This is a genomic window from Marinobacter sediminum, assembly GCF_023657445.1.
Classification (GTDB): Bacteria; Pseudomonadota; Gammaproteobacteria; order Pseudomonadales; family Oleiphilaceae; genus Marinobacter; species Marinobacter sediminum_A.
Window position 1 is genome coordinate 524501 of the sequence record NZ_JAGTWY010000001.1, and the last position, 18622, is coordinate 543122.

Annotated in this window: 14 protein-coding genes; 7 read left to right on the top strand and 7 right to left on the bottom strand. The window is 57.8% G+C overall.

Annotated elements, in window-relative coordinates; all coding sequences use genetic code 11:
- Position 1 precedes the first annotated feature (1 nt).
- The 4 genes from KFJ24_RS02630 to KFJ24_RS02645 all read right to left on the bottom strand — a co-directional run bounded on the left by KFJ24_RS02630 (position 2) and on the right by KFJ24_RS02645 (position 4305).
- A complete protein-coding gene (locus KFJ24_RS02630) occupies positions 2-808 on the bottom strand; it encodes an enoyl-CoA hydratase-related protein (protein ID WP_250829540.1) in 807 nt (268 codons plus the stop codon).
- 14 nt (positions 809-822) lie between these two features.
- Positions 823-2430 carry a carboxyl transferase domain-containing protein gene (locus tag KFJ24_RS02635; protein WP_250829541.1) on the bottom strand — a complete coding sequence of 536 codons (1608 nt, stop codon included), beginning with the start codon at positions 2428-2430 and terminating at the stop codon, positions 823-825.
- 171 nt (positions 2431-2601) lie between these two features.
- The gene (locus KFJ24_RS02640) at positions 2602-3768 is read right to left on the bottom strand and encodes an isovaleryl-CoA dehydrogenase (RefSeq protein WP_250829542.1); all 1167 of its coding nucleotides are present in this window, start codon (positions 3766-3768) and stop codon (positions 2602-2604) included.
- An 87-nt stretch (positions 3769-3855) separates the two neighbouring features.
- A complete protein-coding gene (locus KFJ24_RS02645) occupies positions 3856-4305 on the bottom strand; it encodes a MerR family transcriptional regulator (protein WP_250829543.1) in 450 nt (149 codons plus the stop codon).
- Positions 4306-4408: 103 nt separating this feature from the next.
- Here KFJ24_RS02645 and KFJ24_RS02650 point away from each other — a divergent pair, with 103 nt between their 5' ends.
- The 3 genes from KFJ24_RS02650 to KFJ24_RS02660 are packed head-to-tail and all read left to right on the top strand — an operon-like array spanning position 4409 to position 7550.
- Positions 4409-5170, top strand: coding sequence for an SDR family NAD(P)-dependent oxidoreductase (locus tag KFJ24_RS02650; protein WP_250829544.1), 762 nt, complete (start codon positions 4409-4411; stop codon positions 5168-5170).
- A 24-nt stretch (positions 5171-5194) separates the two neighbouring features.
- The gene (locus tag KFJ24_RS02655) at positions 5195-6346 is read left to right on the top strand and encodes an acyl-CoA dehydrogenase family protein (RefSeq protein ID WP_250829545.1); all 1152 of its coding nucleotides are present in this window, start codon (positions 5195-5197) and stop codon (positions 6344-6346) included.
- Positions 6347-6368: 22 nt separating this feature from the next.
- A complete protein-coding gene (locus tag KFJ24_RS02660; protein WP_250829546.1) occupies positions 6369-7550 on the top strand; it encodes an acetyl-CoA C-acyltransferase in 1182 nt (393 codons plus the stop codon).
- A 169-nt stretch (positions 7551-7719) separates the two neighbouring features.
- Here KFJ24_RS02660 and KFJ24_RS02665 read toward each other — a convergent pair whose 3' ends face one another.
- Both KFJ24_RS02665 and ilvG read right to left on the bottom strand, forming a co-directional pair.
- Positions 7720-7998 carry an ACT domain-containing protein gene (locus KFJ24_RS02665; protein WP_250829547.1) on the bottom strand — a complete coding sequence of 93 codons (279 nt, stop codon included), beginning with the start codon at positions 7996-7998 and terminating at the stop codon, positions 7720-7722.
- Complete coding sequence (gene ilvG / locus KFJ24_RS02670) at positions 7995-9695, bottom strand: acetolactate synthase 2 catalytic subunit (RefSeq protein WP_250829548.1); 1701 nt, start codon at positions 9693-9695, stop codon at positions 7995-7997. Before ilvG ends, KFJ24_RS02665 begins: the two co-directional genes overlap by 4 nt.
- A 330-nt stretch (positions 9696-10025) precedes the next feature.
- Between ilvG and KFJ24_RS02675 the strand changes: the two genes are divergently transcribed.
- The 4 genes from KFJ24_RS02675 (at position 10026) to KFJ24_RS02690 (ending at position 17001) form a co-directional block, all read left to right on the top strand.
- Positions 10026-11108 (top strand): efflux RND transporter periplasmic adaptor subunit, encoded by a 1083-nt coding sequence (locus tag KFJ24_RS02675; protein ID WP_250829549.1) that lies wholly within the window; start codon positions 10026-10028, stop codon positions 11106-11108.
- Positions 11109-11113: 5 nt separating this feature from the next.
- Complete coding sequence (locus KFJ24_RS02680; RefSeq protein ID WP_250829550.1) at positions 11114-14188, top strand: efflux RND transporter permease subunit; 3075 nt, start codon at positions 11114-11116, stop codon at positions 14186-14188.
- A 39-nt stretch (positions 14189-14227) separates the two neighbouring features.
- Positions 14228-14956 carry a pseudouridine synthase gene (locus KFJ24_RS02685; RefSeq protein WP_250829551.1) on the top strand — a complete coding sequence of 243 codons (729 nt, stop codon included), beginning with the start codon at positions 14228-14230 and terminating at the stop codon, positions 14954-14956.
- A gap of 155 nt (positions 14957-15111) precedes the next feature.
- On the top strand, positions 15112-17001 hold the full coding sequence (locus KFJ24_RS02690) for a sensor domain-containing diguanylate cyclase (protein ID WP_250829552.1): 1890 nt from the start codon (positions 15112-15114) through the stop codon (positions 16999-17001).
- Here the strand turns inward: KFJ24_RS02690 and KFJ24_RS02695 are convergent.
- The gene (locus KFJ24_RS02695) at positions 16968-18455 is read right to left on the bottom strand and encodes an amidase (RefSeq protein ID WP_250829553.1); all 1488 of its coding nucleotides are present in this window, start codon (positions 18453-18455) and stop codon (positions 16968-16970) included. The two genes, KFJ24_RS02690 and KFJ24_RS02695, sit on opposite strands and share 34 nt — an antisense overlap.
- Positions 18456-18622 lie beyond the last annotated feature (167 nt).

The following is an 18622-nucleotide window of genomic DNA, read 5'->3' on the forward strand; positions in this document are numbered from 1 at the left end:
GTTACTTGCTCTCCGGAATCCAGTTGGCGCGGCGTTTGTTCAGGAAGGCGCTCAGGCCCTCCTGTCCTTCTTCACCCACGCGGATATCAGCGATGCGGTGTGCGGTATCGTCAATCACGTCATCGCTGATGGGCTTGTGGCTGACGGCAAACACCAGGTCCTTGGCGGCTTTCATGGCTTCGGGGCCGTTCATGGCCAGTTGCTGGAGCATCTCGTTGCAGTGGGTTTCCATGGCGTCGACACCGTCGCAGACGATGTGCACCAGCCCATACTCCTGAGCCTGCCGTGCAGTAAACACCTCGGCGGAGATGAAGTACCGGCGGGCCTGGCGCTCGCCAATGGCCCGCACCACGTACGGACTGATCACGGCGGGAATCAGGCCAAGCTTAACTTCGCTCAGGCAGAAGCTGGATTTTTCGGTGGCGATGACAATATCGCAGCAGGCGGCAAGCCCAACTGCGCCGCCGAAGGCAGCACCCTGAACCAGACCGATCACCGGCTTGGACAGGTGGTTGAGCACATTCATCAGCCGCGCCAGCTCCCGGGAATCGTCGAGGTTTTCCTGACGGGTGTTGTCGGCCATTCGGCTCATCCAGCCGAGGTCGGCACCGGCTGAGAAGTGCTTGCCCTCGGATCGCAGGATGACCACTTTTACGCTGTTGTCGGCATTCACCTCGGTGAGGGTGCTGATCAATTGCTGGATGATCACGTCGTCAAAGGCGTTGCGTTTGTCCGGGCGATTCAGGACCACCTCGGCAATGCCTTCGGCGCGGTGTCTGAGCAGAACTGCGGATTCGTTGTCTGTCATGTCAGTCTCCCCGATTACATCCGGAACACGCCGAAGCGCGTGGGCTTCGCCGGCCGGTTAAGGGTGGCTGAGAGGCTAAGGGCAACCACTTCCCGGGTCTGGGCCGGGTCGATTACCCCGTCATCCCACAGGCGGGCGCTGGCGTAGTAGGGATGGCCCTGGTGCTCGTACTTGTCCGCGATCGGTTTCTTGAATTCGGCCTCTTCCTCTGCGCTCCATTCCTCGCCTTTGCGCTCCATGCCTTCACGGCGAACCTGTGCCATAACGCCGGCGGCCTGCTCGCCGCCCATGACGGAGATACGGGCATTCGGCCACATCCACATGAAATCCGGGCTGTAGGCACGGCCACACATGCCGTAGTTGCCGGCCCCGTAACTGCCGCCGATCAGGACGGTGATCTTGGGTACGTTGGCGCAGGCGACGGCCATGACCATCTTGGCGCCGTGCTTGGCGATGCCTTCGGATTCGTACTTCTGGCCGACCATGAAGCCGGTGATGTTCTGCAGGAACAGCAGCGGAATGTTGCGCTGGCAGCAGAGTTCAATGAAGTGCGCGCCTTTCTGGGCCGACTCACTGAACAGGATGCCATTGTTGGCAATGATGCCCACCGGGTAGCCATGGATATGGGCGAAGCCGGTGACGAGGGTCTGGCCGTAGTAGCGTTTGAACTCGTCGAATTCCGAGCCGTCTACGATGCGGGCAATGACGTCGCGCACATCGAATTGTTTGCGCAGGTCGGTGCCGACAATGCCGTAGATTTCTTCCGCGTCATAAAGCGGTGCTTTTGGTTTGCGGATTTCCACGTCTACCGGTTTTCGGCGGTTGAGGTTGGAAACACTACGGCGGGCGATTTCCAGGGCGTGGGCGTCGTTTTCGGCATAGTGGTCAGCGACACCCGAGACTTTGCAGTGCACGTCGGCACCGCCCAGGTCCTCGGCACTCACGACCTCACCGGTAGCGGCTTTTACCAGCGGAGGGCCGGCCAGGAAGATGGTGCCCTGGTTGCGCACGATGATGGATTCGTCGGCCATGGCGGGCACGTACGCGCCGCCGGCGGTGCACAGACCCATAACGACGGCGATCTGCGGGATGTCGTCGGCAGACATGCGAGCCTGGTTGTAGAAGATGCGACCAAAGTGGTCACGATCCGGGAATACTTCGTCCTGCCGGGGCAGGTTGGCACCGCCGGAGTCCACCAGATAGATGCAGGGCAGGCGGTTCTCCAGAGCGATTTCCTGGGCCCGCAAGTGCTTTTTCACGGTCAGTGGGTAGTAGCTGCCGCCCTTCACCGTGGCGTCGTTGGCGATGATCATGCACTCGGTGCCGGAGACGCGGCCCACGCCGGCGATGACACCAGCAGCGGGGACTTCCTCACCATAAACGTTGTAGGCGGCGAACTGGCCAATCTCGAGGAAAGGGGAGCCGTCGTCCAGCAGGCGGTTGATACGCTCTCTGGGCAACAGTTTGCCGCGGGCGATATGGCGTTCCTGATAGGAGGGGCCGCCGCCTTGCTGAATGGTGGATACTTTGTCCCGCAGGTCCGCGACAGCTTGCGCCATGGATTCCTGGTTGGCCTGGAATTCTTCCGACCTTGGGTTGATTTTGCTTTGCAGTATGGTCATAGCATTTGGGTCCGTGCATTCCGGGGAGTCGGGGTTGGCGGCAGGACGGTCCGGGAACCGCTACGAGCACGTCCATGTGCGCTTGTTTCAGGCCATCCTTGGCCTTCAACATTCCCGGACCGTCCTGCCGCCAACCCCTCATCGAACATTGGGTGCTGATTTCCTGTTCTTTTACTTATTCAGGAACAGCTCGCGACCGATCAGCATCCGGCGGATTTCAGACGTACCCGCGCCGATTTCATAGAGCTTGGCGTCACGCAGCAGACGGCCTGTTGGGTATTCGTTGATGTAACCGTTACCACCGAGCAGCTGGATTGCGTCCAGGGCCAGTTTGGTGGCCATCTCGGCGGAGTAGAGGATGGCGCCGGCGGCATCTTTGCGAGTGGTTTCGCCGCGATCAGCCGACATGGCCACCATATAAACGTAGGATTTGGCGGTGTTCATCCAGGTGTACATGTCCGCGACTTTGCCTTGTACCAGTTCGAATTCGCCAATGGCTTGGCCAAACTGTTTGCGCTCGCGGATGTAGGGAACGGTCACGTCCATAGCGGCTTGCATAATGCCCAGCGGGCCGCCGGAGAGGACGAGGCGTTCGTAGTCCAGGCCGCTCATGAGTACTTTGGCGCCGTTGCCTACGCCACCGAGGACATTTTCTTTGGGTACTTTGCAGTCTTCGAACACCAGTTCGCAGGTATTGGAACCGCGCATGCCGAGTTTGTCGAGTTTCTGGTGGCGGCTGAAACCGGGGGCGTCGCGTTCTACGATGAAGGCGGTTACGCCTTTGGAGCCGGCCTTGACGTCGGTTTTGGCGTAGATCACGTAGGTGTGGGCGTCGGGGCCGTTGGTGATCCACATTTTGTTGCCGTTAAGGACGTAGTGGTCGCCTTCGTCCCGGGCACTCAGTTTCATGGAAATGACGTCGGAGCCGGCGTTAGGCTCGGACATGGCGAGTGCGCCAACGTGTTCGCCACTGACCAGCTTCGGCAGGTACTTCTGTTTCTGCTCTTCGGTGCCGTTACGGTGAATCTGGTTCACGCACAGGTTGGAGTGGGCACCGTAGGATAGTCCGACGGAAGCGGATGCGCGGCTGATTTCTTCCATCGCGATCACGTGCGCCAGGTAACCCATGTCTGAGCCGCCGTACTCTTCGGTAACGGTGATGCCCAGCAGACCCATATCGCCCATCTTGCGCCACAAATCCATGGGGAACTCATTGTTACGGTCGATTTCTTCGGCGCGGGGAGCGATTTCCGAAGCGGCGAAACTGTTGATTTGCTCGCGCAGCATGTCGAGAGTTTCGCCAAGGCCGAAGTTGAGTTCTGAGTACTGTGATTTCATGTCGGTTACCTTTTATTTTGATCTCTGACTTACGGAGTTTCAGGTCCGGGCAGCTACTGCGCAGGGCACCTTTACGTGCCTTGTTGTCTAACGCTGTCCCGCAGTCGTTGTCTGTTCATCGTTCGCCGGCATCTGCTGTTCCTTCTTTTTCTTTTGCAGCTCGGCCAGCGCTTCATGACACCGTGATTCGGCGGTGTCCATTTCCATTTCTGCCATGGCAATATCGTTTTTCTGCTGTTCCAGCTGGGCCCGCTTGCGGCTCAGGGTCTCCAGCATCAGGAGCAACTGTTTTTCATTGCCACTGAGGGTTTCGTCCCAGAGGTCGAAGAGTTCTTTAGTCTCCGAGAGGGAGAAGCCCATTCGTTTGCCCCGAAGGATCAGTTTGAGGCGGACGCGATCCTTGGAGCTGAAAATCCGTGTTTGTCCCCGACGCGAGGGCTTGAGCAGCTCCTGATCCTCGTAGAACCGGATGCTCCGGGTCGTCACGTCGAACTCCTTGGCGAGCTCGCTTATGCTGTATGTTTCTTTTTTAACCATAGCGATTTCCTTTTTAGACTTAGGTTAGATAAAGTTTACGTAAACGTAAAGTAGTTTTACGGTCAGATTTCGATCAAAGGATTCTTCAGAGCAGGAGTGAACGATGGAATTTAAAAATGTGGCGGCGATTGTAACAGGTGGTGCATCGGGTCTTGGCGAAGGTGCGGCCCGTGCGCTGGCAGCAGCAGGCTGCAAGGTGGCAATCCTGGATGTGAGTCAGGAGCAGGGTGAGAAGGTCGCTGCGGACATTGGCGGCATCTTCCTGAAATGTGACGTAACCTCAGCTGAAAGTGCTGAGGCCGCAATCAATGCTGCTCGGGAAGCCCATGGCCCCTGTGGTGTGGCGGTGAGTTGCGCGGGTATTGCTCCGGCCTCGAAAATTCTCGGGCGCAACGGTGTGATGCCGCTGGAGAACTTCAGTAAGGTAATCCAGGTCAACCTGATAGGTACCTTCAATATCCTGAGGCTGGCCGCCGCCGATATGGCAACTCGTGAGCCCAATGCCGACGGTGAGCGGGGGGTAATCATCAATACTGCCTCCGTTGCCGCCTATGAAGGGCAGATCGGACAGGCGGCGTACAGTGCTTCCAAGGGTGGCGTGGTCTCACTGACCTTGCAGTCGGCTCGTGAGCTGGCCCGTGAGGGTATCCGTGTAAATACGATTGCACCGGGCCTGTTCATGACCCCCATGATGTCTGGAATGCCCGACGAGGTTCAGGAGAGCCTGGCGGCCACTCTGCCGTTCCCGAAGCGTCTCGGCAAGCCGGAAGAGTTCGGTATGATGGTGGACCAGATGGTGCGTAACCCGATCCTCAATGGCGAAGTGATTCGTCTGGACTGTGCGCTTCGCATGGCACCCAAGTGAAGCATTCAATTGCAGGAGACATACATGACTGTGTCTGTTGATAAAGAAGAACTGGCGATGTTCCGGGAGTCGGTTATTAAGGCCCTGGAAAAAGAAGTGACGCCGCACTACGAGGCCTGGGAAAAGTCCGGCCTGGTGCCTCGCGAACTTTGGAACACCCTCGGCAACGCCGGCATGCTGTGCGTGGATGTGCCGGAGGAGTGGGGTGGCATCGGTGCGCCTTTTCAGTTCTCCGTGGTGGTGGGTGAAGAACTTGCCCGAATGGGGTTCGGCGCGCTGTCCACCAACGTTATGGTGCACTCGGATATTGTTGCGCCCTACCTGAGCCATATGGGGAACGAGGAGCAACGGCAGCAATGGTTGCCCAAGCTGGTTTCCGGTGAAGCCGTTGGCGCCATTGCCATGACCGAGCCAGGCGCAGGCAGTGACCTGCAGGCGATTCGCACCAGTGCGGTTAAGGATGGCGACGAGTACATCCTCAATGGCTCGAAAACGTTCATTACCAATGGCCAGCACGCAGACATGGTGATTGTGGCGGCCAAAACCGACCCGAAAGCCGGTGCGCGCGGTATCAGCCTGTTCCTGGTGGACACTTCTCTGCCGGGCTACAGCAGGGGCCGGAACCTGGACAAAATCGGCCAGCACTCTGGGGACACTTCGGAGCTGTTTTTCTCGGATATGCGCATTCCAGCCTCAGCCCTGCTGGGTGAAGAAGGGCAGGGTTTTATGTATCTGATGCGCGAACTGCCCCGTGAACGGCTGGTGATTGGTGCCCTGGGTGTGGCGGCGGCACGCGGTGCGCTGGATCTGACCATCGCCTATGCCCAGGAGCGTGAGCTGTTTGGACAGAAGTTGGCCCAACTGCAGAATACCCGGTTCGAAATCGCCCGGATGGAGACTGATTACCGGGTGAATCAGGCCTTTGTTAACCAGTGTATTGCCGACTATGAACGCGGGGAGCTGGATGCGCCAACCGCGTCCATGGCCAAATACAGCGCTACCGAAATGCAGTGCCAGGTGGCTGACGGCTGTCTGCAGCTGTTTGGCGGTTACGGCTACACCACCGAGTACCCCATTTCCCGTGCCTTTATGGATGCCCGCGTTCAGCGGATCTATGGTGGCACCTCGGAAGTGATGAAAGAAATCATTGCCCGGTCCGTGCTGGGCAAGGGCTGACAGGTTTGAGTGAGGGAAAATCATGAGTGACAACAGCGTTGTAATTGCAGGCTCCGCCCGGACTCCCATGGGCGGCCTGATGGGCTCTTTGAGCTCCGTGCGTTCTCCGCAGCTGGGTGCTGAATCCATCAAGGCAGCCATTGAACGTTCCGGTCTCCAGCCTGCAGATGTCCAGGAAGTGATCATGGGCTGTGTCTTGCCCGCCGGCCTTGGGCAGGCTCCGGCTCGGCAGGCTTCACGAGCGTCGGGCATTCCGGACAGTTCCGGTTGTACCACCATAAACAAGATGTGCGGTTCCGGTATGCAGGCCGTGATCCTGGCTCACGATCAGATCAAGGCAGGTACCAACAACATCATGATTGCCGGTGGTATGGAGAACATGAGTCAGGCTCCATATCTGCTTCCCAAGGCCCGTGCCGGCATGCGAATGGGTCATGGCCAGGTTCTGGACAGCATGTTTCTGGACGGTCTTGAAGACGCCTATGAGGGTGGTCTGATGGGCGTGTTTGCCCAACGTACTGCAGACAAATACGACATCAGTCGGCAGGCTATGGACGAATTTGCCATTGGTTCACTGCAAAAGTCCCTGGCTGCCATTGAAAATGGCTGGTTCAGGGATGAGATTGTGCCGGTGAGCGTTCCTGGCCGTGGTGGTGAAACCCTGGTCGAGATTGATGAGCAGCCAGGCAATGCCAGGCCGGAAAAGATTCCCAGTCTGAAACCGGCGTTTGCCAAAGACGGTTCAGTAACCGCAGCCAACTCCAGTTCGATCAGTGACGGTGCCTCGGCCCTGGTGTTGGCTTCGGCGGCGGAGGCAGATGCGCGCGGCCTGACTCCGCAGGCAAGGATTCTTGCTCACGCCACTCATGCCCGGTTGCCCTCGGAATTCACGCTTGCGCCGATTGGCGCCATTGAGAAGGTCCTCAAGAAGGTGGACTGGTCCGTGGACGACGTGGACCTGTTCGAAATCAATGAGGCCTTTGCGGTGGTGACTCTGGCGGCTATCAATGAACTCGGGCTGCCGGCCGAGAAGGTCAATGTGCATGGCGGTGCCTGTGCCCTTGGCCACCCGATTGGCTCATCGGGCTCACGGATCATTGTGACCCTGATCAATGCGTTGAAGCAGCGGGGCCTGAAGCGCGGAGTGGCCTCTCTTTGCATCGGTGGTGGTGAAGGTACGGCGGTTGCGATTGAACTGATCTGATTTCGCGGCCTTTAGGGCTGGACATGGGCTGGGCGAGTCTTTTCTTCTGGGAAAAGAACTCGCTGAGCTCAGGCACCTTTGTCCCGGCAGAAAAGACCCATCCAGCCCATGTCCGGTTGAACTTTAGGCATACTCTCTTCCCTTTTCCTTACCTGTGAAAAGAGGAGAATTACGCCGTCTTTGTTTGTGTTGCCCTGGGAGCAGCCAGGGCAACTTCTGCCACCGTATGCAGCTTCTCCAACTGCGCCTGCAGCATGGCAATTGGCCGTGTCCCCTCCAGTGTGAGGATGATGTCCAGGTTCTCACCGACGCCCTCCACGACCATCTTGGCAACTCGGAACCCACGAATCCGTATGACCTGACACAGGCGCTCCAGCGCTGCTGTCTCATGGCTCATCTGGCAGGTGAGGGTGTAGCTTGGTATCGATCGCTGATTTTGCGGGTTCATGCGACGTGCTCCCTTTGGGCTTTGGTGGTGCGCTTGGTTTCGTCGATCATTTCTCGGTTGCTGGCGCCAGGCTTGACGATGGGCCAGACGTTTTCTTCCCGGGCGATGGCCACGTGCAGCAACATGGGGCCGTCGTAAGCCAGGATGGTTTCGATTCCGCGGCGGATCTGGTCGGTGCGCTCGATGTGGAGGGCCGGGATGTCGAATGCTCGCGCCATGGCAACGAAGTCCGGGTTGTCGTCCAGGTTAATCTGGCTTTCCCGGTTGTTGTAGAACAGTTCCTGTTGCTGGCGGACCATGCCCAGGCACTGGTTATCCAGAATGATGATTTTCAATGGCAGGTTGTAGCGGCGGATCGTGGCAAGCTCCTGGGCATTCATCATGAAGGAGCCGTCGCCGGCAACGTTAATGACGGTGCTTGTACGGTCAGCAAACTGGGCGCCAATGGCGGCGGGCAGGCCAAAGCCCATGGTGCCCAGACCACCACTGGACAGGTGATGGCGGGGATGATCGAACTGGTAATGCTGGGCGACCCACATCTGGTGCTGGCCTACGTCGCAGGCGATGACGGTATCGTCTTGTGTGATACGGGACAGCTGCCGGATGAACGCCGGGCCTGTGATCGGGGCCAGGGGTTCCTCGTTGTCAGCGGCGCTGAAACCGCCCGTGGTGCTCCAGTTACGGCATTGTTTCTGCCAGTCGTGGATCGCCAGCGGTGCCTTTTTCAGGTCGTCTGTGAGGCTTTCCAGAATGCTGTTGAGATCGCCGCGCAACGCCAGGTCAGCGGGGCGCAGTTTATTGATTTCAGCGGCGTCGGCATCAATGTGGATCATCCTGGCATTGGGAGCGAAGGTATCCAGCTTGCCTGTGGCGCGGTCATCCAGGCGGGCGCCGACCACGAGCAGGAGGTCGCACTCGTCAACGGCACGGTTGGCGGCCCGGGAGCCATGCATGCCCAGCATGCCCAGGTGATGGGTGCTGTGCTTGCCCCCATTGCCGATCCCCTTGAGCGTGACAACGCTCGGCAACTCCGACGTCTCGGCAAAGTCCCGGAAACCGGTTTCGGCGTGGGCCAGGCTGACACCGCCGCCGCTGTAGAGCAGGGGCTTGCGTGCGGAACGCAGCATGGTCATTGCTTCTGAAAGGTCCGGGGAGGCAGGTTGTGCGGTGTCCGCGGCGGCACTGGGGGCCGGACTGGCCTCGGCCAGCAGGATATCTTTGGGGATATCGATCCATACCGGCCCCGGGCGACCACTCTGGGCCAGGTGGATGGCCTCTTCCATGATCGCAGGGAGGTCATCTGCGCTATCCACGAGGTAACTGTGTTTGACGATGCCCAGCGTCATGCCGAGCACGTCGGTTTCCTGGAAGGCATCAGTGCCGATCAGACCGGAGGGAACCTGGCCGGTGATAACCAGCATCGGAATGGAATCCCGGTGGGCGTTGGCAACGCCGGTGATCAGGTTGGTGGCGCCAGGGCCAGAGGTGGCAATGCAAACCCCCAGCTTGCCGCTGGCCCGCGCGTAACCATCTGCCGCCAGTGCGCAACCCTGCTCGTGGCGACACAGCACATGCTCGGTTCCGACATCATCCACCAGCGCGTCGTAGAGCGGCATGATGCAGCCGCCCGGATAGCCAAAAACCGTGCTGATGTCATGGTGGTGGAACGCTTCAAGAATCTGCTGTGCGCCGTTCATGGTCGTTTTCCCTTTTTTCTTGGCCGCAAAAAAAAGCCCCCGGGACCTTTCGGTGCCGGGGGCTTTTGGTGTTTTGTCAGGTTGTTGCTATCTCACCCGCTTGTCCACGCAAAAGCCCCCGGACGGTACCACGACCACCAGGACAAGCTTCACAAGGACAATCACTGCGTTGAGATTCATAAAATGAACAATCTGCTCTGAATTCATGAAAAGTTTCTGTGTAGAATCTACCCCACGTTTTTGACCGGTTGCAACTGTTTCTTGCCGGTTTTTTCATCGGGCCTGATTTTCCCGCACTCAATCACGGATTTGATGCACTGCGAGCGTTTCATGAGTAAAGCAAAATGGGGTTCCCTGGGTTTATCCCTTCTGATCATTATTGCCCTGGTGGTCTGGATGGCGACCGGCGAAATCAAGGTGGCCAGTGATCAGGCGCCGGATCAGCGAAACGCTGGCGAACGGCCGCTGACCAGTGTCCAGGTTCAGACGCTTTCGGCAAGGCTGTATGAACCGGGTTTGCTGCTGCAGGGGCAACTTGAGCCCTGGCATTCCGTTACGATCAGTGCCCGGGTTGCCGGAACGGTTGAAAGCATGGCCGTGGATCTGGGCGAACACGTTCAGTCAGGACAGGCATTGCTGACACTCTCTGATGATGGCCGCCGGTCGGTTGTGGAGCGCTGGGAGGCCCGGGCACGAAAACTCGATGCAGACCTGGCAGCCGCCCGGAGGTTGCGTTCGAATAACCTGGTTTCCCAGTCGGAGTTGCTCAACCTGCAAAGTGAGCTGGCAGCGGCGTCCGCAGAACTGGTAGCGGCAAGACTTAATGTTTCCCACCTGACTCCGCGAGCACCCTTCGACGGCATTATCAATGGCAAGACTGTAGAGCAGGGCAGCCTGGTGCAGGTAGGTTCATCGCTGTTCGAATTGGTACGCATTGATCGGCTGAAAGCAAGAGCACAGGTGCCCCAGCAATCTGTGAGTGAGGTCGCTCCGGGGCAAGGGGTGCGTGTGGATCTTCTTGATGGCGAACAGCTCAATGGCATCGTAACCTTTGTTGCCAGTGCTGCGGACCCGCAGACCCGCAGCTTTGCTGTCGAAATTGCCGTTGAGAACCCGGAACTTCACCGTGTTGCAGGCGGCAGTGCCAGTTTGCGTATTGCGCTGCCGGAGGTAAAAGCCATCTTCATTTCACCGGCTTACCTTTCTCTGGGCGACGATGGTCGGCCGGGCGTCAAATTTGTTGGCCAGGACAATCAGGTGGTTTTCCAAACGGTAAAGTTGTTAAGCGTCTCCACGGATGGCGCCTGGGTGACCGGCCTGCCAGACGAGATTCGCCTGATCACTCGCGGTGGTGGTTTCGTCAGTGTGGGTGAGCAGGTTCGTCCCGTTGACTCTGCTGAAGACCGGGGTTAGAGACCATGCGAGCGCTGATTTTCGCCGCCATGGATCGAAGCCGCACCACGCTTCTGACCCTGTTGTTCCTGTTTATCGGAGGGATCGCCGCGTTTCAGACAATCCCGAAGGAAGCGAACCCGGATGTCACGATTCCGGTCATATACATTTCCGTGACCCTGGAAGGTATCAGTCCCGAGGATGCCGAGCGTCTGCTGGTGCGGCCCTTGGAACAGGAGTTGCGCTCGCTTGAAGGCATCAAGGAGATGCGGGGTACGGCATCGGAAGGACACGCCTCGGTGGTTCTGGAATTCGACGCCGGCTTTGACTCGGATAAAGCCTTGCAGGATGTCCGGGAAAAAGTGGACACCGCCCGGAGCAAAATTCCCGATGAGGCGGATGAGCCCCGCGTCAATGAGATCAATGTTTCGCTCTTCCCGGTGCTGTCGGTTGGTCTCTCCGGCCCCTTGTCCGAGCGGGAACTGATTACCGTCGCGAGAAATCTTCAGGACGCCATTGAAGCCATTCCGGAAGTGCTGGAAGTTGAGATTGGGGGTGATCGTGAGGATCTGCTGGAGGTGGTGGTTGATCCCCAGGTACTGGAGAGCTATGGCATCGATTTCGACCAGCTTGCCTCCCTGGTGACACGGAATAACCAGCTGGTCGCGGCAGGCTCGCTGGATACCGGCAACGGCCGTATGTCCCTCAAGGTACCCGGTGTCATCGAAAGCATTGAGGATGTGATGTCCCTGCCGATCAAGGTAGATGGTGACACAGTGGTGACGTTCGGCGACGTGGCCATGCTGCAACGAACCTTCAAGGATCCAACCGGCTTCGCTCGCATTAACGGGGAACCGGCACTGGTGCTGGAGATCTCCAAGCGAACCGGTGCCAATATCATCGAAACCGTCGGTCAGGTGCGTTCGCTGATTGAACAGGCAAAGCCGCGACTGCCAGATGCCCTGGAGGTCCGCTACATCATGGACCAGTCGGAGGAAGTCCGGGATATTCTCAGTGACCTTCTGAACAACGTTCTGACTGCCATTGTGCTGGTGATCATTGTTGTGATTGCGGCCATGGGTCCCCGCTCTGCCATGCTGGTTGGCCTCACTATTCCGGGTGCTTTTCTGACCGGAATCCTGGTGATCTGGGGCATGGGGCTGACACTCAATATTGTCGTGTTGTTCAGCCTGATTCTGGTCGCCGGCATGCTGGTAGACGGGGCGATTGTGGTTTCCGAACTGGCTGACCGGAATCTCTCTGAGGGCCAGACGGTTAAATCCGCGTGGGCCGAAGCCGCCAGCCGTATGGCATGGCCCATCATTGCCTCTACCGCGACCACTCTGGCGGTGTTCGTGCCATTGCTTTTCTGGCCGGGTGTGGTTGGCGAGTTTATGAGTTACCTGCCACTGACGGTGATAATCTGCCTTACCGCGTCGCTGGCGATGGCGCTGGTTTTCCTGCCGGTGCTTGGCGGTGTCAGCGGAGGCAGACGCGCCCGTCAGGGGCACAAGGCAGGGCGGATGATGCAGCGTTATCGCTGGCTTCTGTCGGTCCTGCTGAGATTTCCGGGGTTCACCCTGTTGGGCGTGCTGGGCGTCATCCTGGTAATTTACGCGGCTTATGGGAAATTCAATTACGGGGTTGAGTTCTTTCCCAGTGTGGAGCCGGATTCCGCGCAGGTGCAGATCCGCGCCCGGGGTGATCTTTCCGTCTGGGAAAGGGATGACATTGTTCGGAAAGTAGAAGCGCGACTGCGTGGTATGCCGGAAGTGGATGCGCTCTATGCCCGGTCCATGATCAGCCCCGGCAACCGGATGGCGCCGGATGTCATCGGCGTATTACAGTTTCAGTTCACCGATTGGTTCGCGCGGCGTCCAGCCAGCGCAATTCTCGAGGATTTCCGTTCGCGCACGGCCGACATCCCCGGTATTCAGCTGGAGTTTCGCAAGCAGGAGGGCGGCCCGGCTGAAGGCAAGCCCATTGAGCTTCAGGTGAGCAGCCGTGACAACACCCGGCTGAACGGTTTTGTGGATACCATCGAGGACCGGATGCGCGCACTGGGTGGCTTTGCAGACATTGAAGATGATCGCAGTCTGCCGGGTATCGAATGGCGCCTGAAGGTGGATCGCGAGGCGGCCGCCCGGTTTGGAACTGATGTGCTCAGCATTGGCAGTGCCGTCCGTCTGGTCACCAACGGCCTGGTTTTGGCGACCTATCGTCCTGAAGACGTGCGGGACGAGGTGGATATTGCCGTGCGGGTGCCGAACAACTGGCGGGAGCTGGACCACTTGCAGCGTCAGACCATTAACACGGCCCGAGGTCAGGTGCCTTTGTCTCAGTTCGTGGATCTGGAACCGGGTGACAAGACCAACAGCATCGTTCGCGTTGATGGCCAGCGCACGGTGACGATCAAATCGGAGATGGCGCCGGGACGCCGTGTCGATGAACTGCTGAAAAAGCTCCAGGCTGAGATGCCGGAACCGCCCGACGGCGTCGCGGTTAAATTCGCCGGTGAGAATGAAGACCAGCAGCAAGCCTCAAATTTTCTGGCCACGGCGTTTGTTGTCGCGGTGGTGATGATGCTGCTGATCCTGGTGACCCAGTTCAACTCCCTGTATCAGACTTTCCTGATCCTTTCGGCCATCGTTCTGTCCACGGCCGGGGTATTGTTGGGGCTGCTGCTGAACGGCCAGTCATTCGGTATTGTTATGGTCGGTATGGGAATCATTGCGCTGGCAGGGATTGTGGTGAATAACAATATTATCCTGATCGATACCTACAACCAGATGCGCAAAGGTGGCCTGCCCGCATACGAAGCCGCCCTGGAGACAGGTTGCCTGCGTATGAGGCCGGTGTTGCTGACCGCTGTCACAACGGTTCTGGGTTTGACGCCCATGGTTCTTGGCATCAATGTCGATCTGTTGACGCCGTCTCTCGGGCTCGGAGCACCATCCACGCAGTGGTGGACCCAACTGTCCAGTGCCATCGCCGGCGGGTTGGCTTTTGCGACAATCCTGACCCTTTTGCTGACCCCGGCAATGCTGGTTCTCGGAGAGAAAGCCGGGCAGAAAGTCAGACGTGTTAACGGTCGGGGCTGACTGTGTTTTCTTTCATTGCGCTTGCCCGTGAGTATATAGATGGCCAACCCACTGATTGAATTATTCCGGGACGAATACTTGCTGGCGGTGCACAAACCTGCGGGCTTGCTGGTTCATCGCAGTCCCATCGACAAACACGAAACCGAATTTGCCTTGCAGTATGCCCGTGAGCTCAATGGCGGCAAGCATGTTTATCCGGTCCATCGACTGGATCGGCCAACCTCTGGCGTGCTCGTTTTCGCGCGGGATCGTGAGACCGCGCGAAACCTTGGTAAGGCCATGATGGCGGGTGATGTCCATAAAACCTATCTTGCAATGGTTCGTGGCTGGCCATCGGCCAGTGGTGAGATCGATCATCCCCTGAGGGAGGAGCCGGAGGACCGGCGCCTGAAAGGACAGGACCAGCCGATCCGTGAAGCCCGAACCCGTTACCGGACACTGGCGACCACGGAAATTCCGGTAGAGATTGAAACCTACCCCCGCAGCCGGTATGCCCTGGTGGAGCTTTGTCCGGAGACAGGCAGGAAGCATCAGTTACGCCGGCACATGAAGCACATTAATCATCCGATCATCGGTGATGCCAATCATGGTCGTGGTCGACACAACCGATACTTTGCCCAGCGCTTCGGAAAAGGTCGCTTGATGTTGGCTGCAACCCGAATGGCGTTTGTTCATCCAGTGACGGGTGAGAACATTACAGTTAGCGCGGATCCGGAAGACAGCTTTGGGCAGGTACTATCCATTTTTCCGTGCCTGGATTGCTTTTGAGTTGAACAAGATTTTCCACGATGTGTTCAGGTTTGTAGCTTTTCTTGTCGATTTGCATCGAATGGTGTGGAGATGAGGCGATTTCAGGCGGGCTGGGTAATACTCTGGAATATGCAAATAACAAAACAAGAACCTGCCTGAGTCCGGGGCGTAACGTGCAAACATATTACAGGTTGCTTTGCCTGTTTCTTCTGTTGTTTATTTCTGTGCCGGCGTTCTCCGACGGCCAGCCGGCTACCTGGGACACAGATTCCGAGCGGGTCGAATTATCACGCTTTGTTGATTACTGGCAGGAACCCTCCGGGCCTGTCGGGATTTCCACGGTCACCGATCTGGATACCAGGGCCTGGAGCCGCAATGGCAGTGACAGTATCAGTCTTGGCTATGGGGATGAGGTCTACTGGTTCCGGGTAGAACTCGAAAATGTCGCTGATCACGAAGCGGTCACCTTCCTTGAAATTGGCTATCCGGTTCTTGACCACATCGAGCTATACATGAACCCGGGCAAGCCCGGTTCCGAAGCCCTGGTTCTGGGTGACAAGCAGCCTTTCTATGACCGGCCTATCGACCACCGCAACTTTGTGGTCCCGGTGACGCTTGCGGCAGGGAAGAAGGCTACTGTTTATCTGCGGGTAGACACCACCAGTTCGATGCAGGTCCCCCTAACTCTGTGGGATCAGGACGCCTTCTACTCGGCAGAACAGTCCCGAAGCATGTTTGAGGGGCTCTACTACGGCATTGTGCTGGTGATGGTTCTGTACAACCTGTTTGTTTTTATGGCCGTGGGTGAGCGGAGTTTTCTGCATTATGTAGGGTATATCACCACTATGCCGCTGTTTCTCGCCAGTCTTCATGGTGTGGCATTTCAGTATCTCTGGCCTGAATCAACCTGGTGGAATGATCAGTCTATTATCGTTTTCCTCAATCTTGTTGTGCTCTTTGGCGGCATGTTCAGTATCAGTTTCATCAATGTTACCCGTGAAAATCATCCGGGCCTGAATCGATGGACGGTAGGCCTGGTTATGGTGGCGGGCATGCTGGCGACGGCAGGCTTTTTTGTGCCTTACAGGTATATGATTTTGCCGACGATCCTGATCGGGGCTACGGGGTGCAGTACCATGCTGGTACTGAGTATTGTCCGCTGGGTCAGAAAAGACCCGGCTGCTCGCTATTACACCTTTGCCTGGGTGTTCATGTTGTTCGGGGGCATTGTCCTGGCGTTGAGTAAATTCACCATGTTGCCCCGCAACTTGCTGACCGAGAACGCCACCCAGGTAGGCTCCGCCCTCGGTGTCATCCTGCTGTCCATCGCCCTGGCCGACCGCCTCGACAGGGAAAAGAAACGGGTATTTCTGGCCCAGCAGCGGCTCTTGCGTGAAGAGCGAAAGGCGCGGATTGCCCAGGAAAAATCGCTGAAAATCCAACAGGAAGCCAACAGCCTGCTTGAAAAAAGGGTTCAGGAACGCACTCAGGATCTCGAGAGCCTCAATGAGCAGTTGCTTGAACTGAACGCGACCGATGCTCTGACCTCGCTCAAGAATCGCGGCCACTTTGACCGGGCCTTCCAGTCAGCGGTGGTCAGGGCTTATCGGTATGAGGAGCAGCTATCCCTGCTGGTGCTGGACATCGATCACTTCAAGAAGTTCAACGACAGCTATGGTCACCTGGTTGGCGATGACTGCCTGAAAATGGTTGCGCAATGCATCCGGCGGTTTGTTACCAGGCCACAGGACCTGGCTGCCCGTTATGGTGGTGAGGAGTTTGTGGTCATGCTGCCGGACACGCCAGAGGCAGGCGCCATTCAGGTAGCAGAACGTATTCGAACTGAAATCGAGAGAACCGCATTCAGAGTGTCCGATGAGATGCTTCACCTGACCGTCAGTATTGGTGTTTGTAGCGTATCGCCGGGAGAGGCGGGCGCAACGAAAGAGATCTTTGGCTGGGCGGACGAAGCCCTCTACGAAGCCAAGGGGCGGGGCCGGAACCGTGTCGTGGTGTGGGAGTCTCCCGGTCAGGCCATGATGACTGTGGTTTCGCCGGCCTGACTGCCTTGCTTATGATCGCACAGAAGGGGCCAGGGGGATTCGGCCTCAAGGGCGAAGGCGAGCTCCAGTAAGGTGCGTTCACCACCATACTGGCCCATAAGCTGGATTGAGACAGGCAGGTTGTCTGAGGTCAGCCCCGTGGGCAGTGCAATAGCCGGCGCGCCGGTGGCATTGGCGAGCGGTGTAAAGCTCACATAACGCGTCAGGCGATCGAACAGCGTACCGAATGGCACGTTCGGGCTCAGGTGTCCGAGAGCTGGCGTTGTATGCCCGAGGACCGGCGTTACAACGGCATCGTAGCCCTGCATCGCCCGGTCGTAATCCTGACAGGAGCGCTTCAATCGCCATAGAACCGCGGGTATCCGGTAGAACTGCTTCTTGAACATACCGGACAAGCCATGGGTTAAACCATCCAGTTGGTGTTTATCGAAGTCGGGGTGAATCAGTCTTCGGCCGTTCACTTTTACACCGAATGCTAGAAGAGCCCAGTACAGTGCGAAGTCCTCGGGAAATGACGAAGCGATGGGCACTGGCACGGGTTCAACCACATGGCCGAGTTTCTCCAGTGTGTGAGCGGTTGCTTCGACGGCCCGCCGGGTTTCCTCATCGGTTTTATGGCCGGTAATGGAATCCAGCACCAGGCCGATTTTCCGCTGCTGTCCGGAGGGCCCCTCTACCTTGTTAATCGCCGGCAGGCCCCGCCTGTAAAAATAGTGTTCGGCCTGTTCCATGAAATTCGCTGTATCCCGCACGGAACGGCTAACCACACCGTCGGTCACGATATTGATTGGCAGGGATTTCGCTGCATCGTTGTCTATGAGGCGTCCGCGACTAGGCTTCAGGCCGACCAGACCACAGCAGGCCGCAGGGATACGTATGGAACCACCGCCATCGTTGGCATGGGCGATGGGTACGACGCCCGCGGCAACCAGCGCAGCCGAGCCACCAGACGAGGCGCCAGTGGAAAAGCCGAGGTTCCATGGGTTTCGGGTCGGTGGAAGGTGTGCCGGTTCGGTGGTGGCGTTAAACCCGAATTCCGGGAGAGTGCTTTTGCCCAGGCAAATGTACCCCTGGTTTAGCATCTGCAAGGCATAGGGGCTGGTATGCCGGGCAATATTCCGGGGCACGGCCTTGGATCCGTGCATCGTGGGTAAGCCGGCAACGTCCGTGTTGTCCTTGATGAACGTGGGTATTCCACTAAAGAATCCACGCCCCGAGCTGTCATCATCCTTACCGAAACGCTGCGCCACATTCCGTGCTTCGTGGAAGGAATCGGTGACGATTCCGTTGATAAAGGGCTCGACCCTGCGTGCCCGCTCGATGGCAGCTTCCACCAGTTCTGATGGAGATACGTCCCGCTTGCGGACCCGTTCCGCAAGCGCGGTTGCATCATCCCTGCCCAGAGCATCGTCTGCAAACGAGTGAGCAGATTGCGGGCCTGTCGACGCGGACATGGTGAAGCACTCCCTGAAAGTATTTTTATCACTCTAATGTAGGTCAAAACGTGACGAAATGTCATTTCAGGAAAGTTTGAGCCGGCCCTGTTTGGGCAATATGGGACATGATGGTTTCCAGATACTCTTTTCAAGGAGCACGTCAGGTAATAAGCTTGCAGTTTAAT

Bases quoted from the DNA above. Each gene is read 5' to 3' on its own strand.
- KFJ24_RS02630 (WP_250829540.1), bottom strand. From the start codon at position 808: ATGACAGACAACGAATCCGCAGTTCTGCTCAGACACCGCGCCGAAGGC.
- KFJ24_RS02635 (WP_250829541.1), bottom strand. From the start codon at position 2,430: ATGACCATACTGCAAAGCAAAATCAACCCAAGGTCGGAAGAATTCCAG.
- KFJ24_RS02640 (WP_250829542.1), bottom strand. From the start codon at position 3,768: ATGAAATCACAGTACTCAGAACTCAACTTCGGCCTTGGCGAAACTCTC.
- KFJ24_RS02645 (WP_250829543.1), bottom strand. From the start codon at position 4,305: ATGGTTAAAAAAGAAACATACAGCATAAGCGAGCTCGCCAAGGAGTTC.
- KFJ24_RS02650 (WP_250829544.1), top strand. From the start codon at position 4,409: ATGGAATTTAAAAATGTGGCGGCGATTGTAACAGGTGGTGCATCGGGT.
- KFJ24_RS02655 (WP_250829545.1), top strand. From the start codon at position 5,195: ATGACTGTGTCTGTTGATAAAGAAGAACTGGCGATGTTCCGGGAGTCG.
- KFJ24_RS02660 (WP_250829546.1), top strand. From the start codon at position 6,369: ATGAGTGACAACAGCGTTGTAATTGCAGGCTCCGCCCGGACTCCCATG.
- KFJ24_RS02665 (WP_250829547.1), bottom strand. From the start codon at position 7,998: ATGAACCCGCAAAATCAGCGATCGATACCAAGCTACACCCTCACCTGC.
- ilvG (WP_250829548.1), bottom strand. From the start codon at position 9,695: ATGAACGGCGCACAGCAGATTCTTGAAGCGTTCCACCACCATGACATC.
- KFJ24_RS02675 (WP_250829549.1), top strand. From the start codon at position 10,026: ATGAGTAAAGCAAAATGGGGTTCCCTGGGTTTATCCCTTCTGATCATT.
- KFJ24_RS02680 (WP_250829550.1), top strand. From the start codon at position 11,114: ATGCGAGCGCTGATTTTCGCCGCCATGGATCGAAGCCGCACCACGCTT.
- KFJ24_RS02685 (WP_250829551.1), top strand. From the start codon at position 14,228: ATGGCCAACCCACTGATTGAATTATTCCGGGACGAATACTTGCTGGCG.
- KFJ24_RS02695 (WP_250829553.1), bottom strand. From the start codon at position 18,455: ATGTCCGCGTCGACAGGCCCGCAATCTGCTCACTCGTTTGCAGACGAT.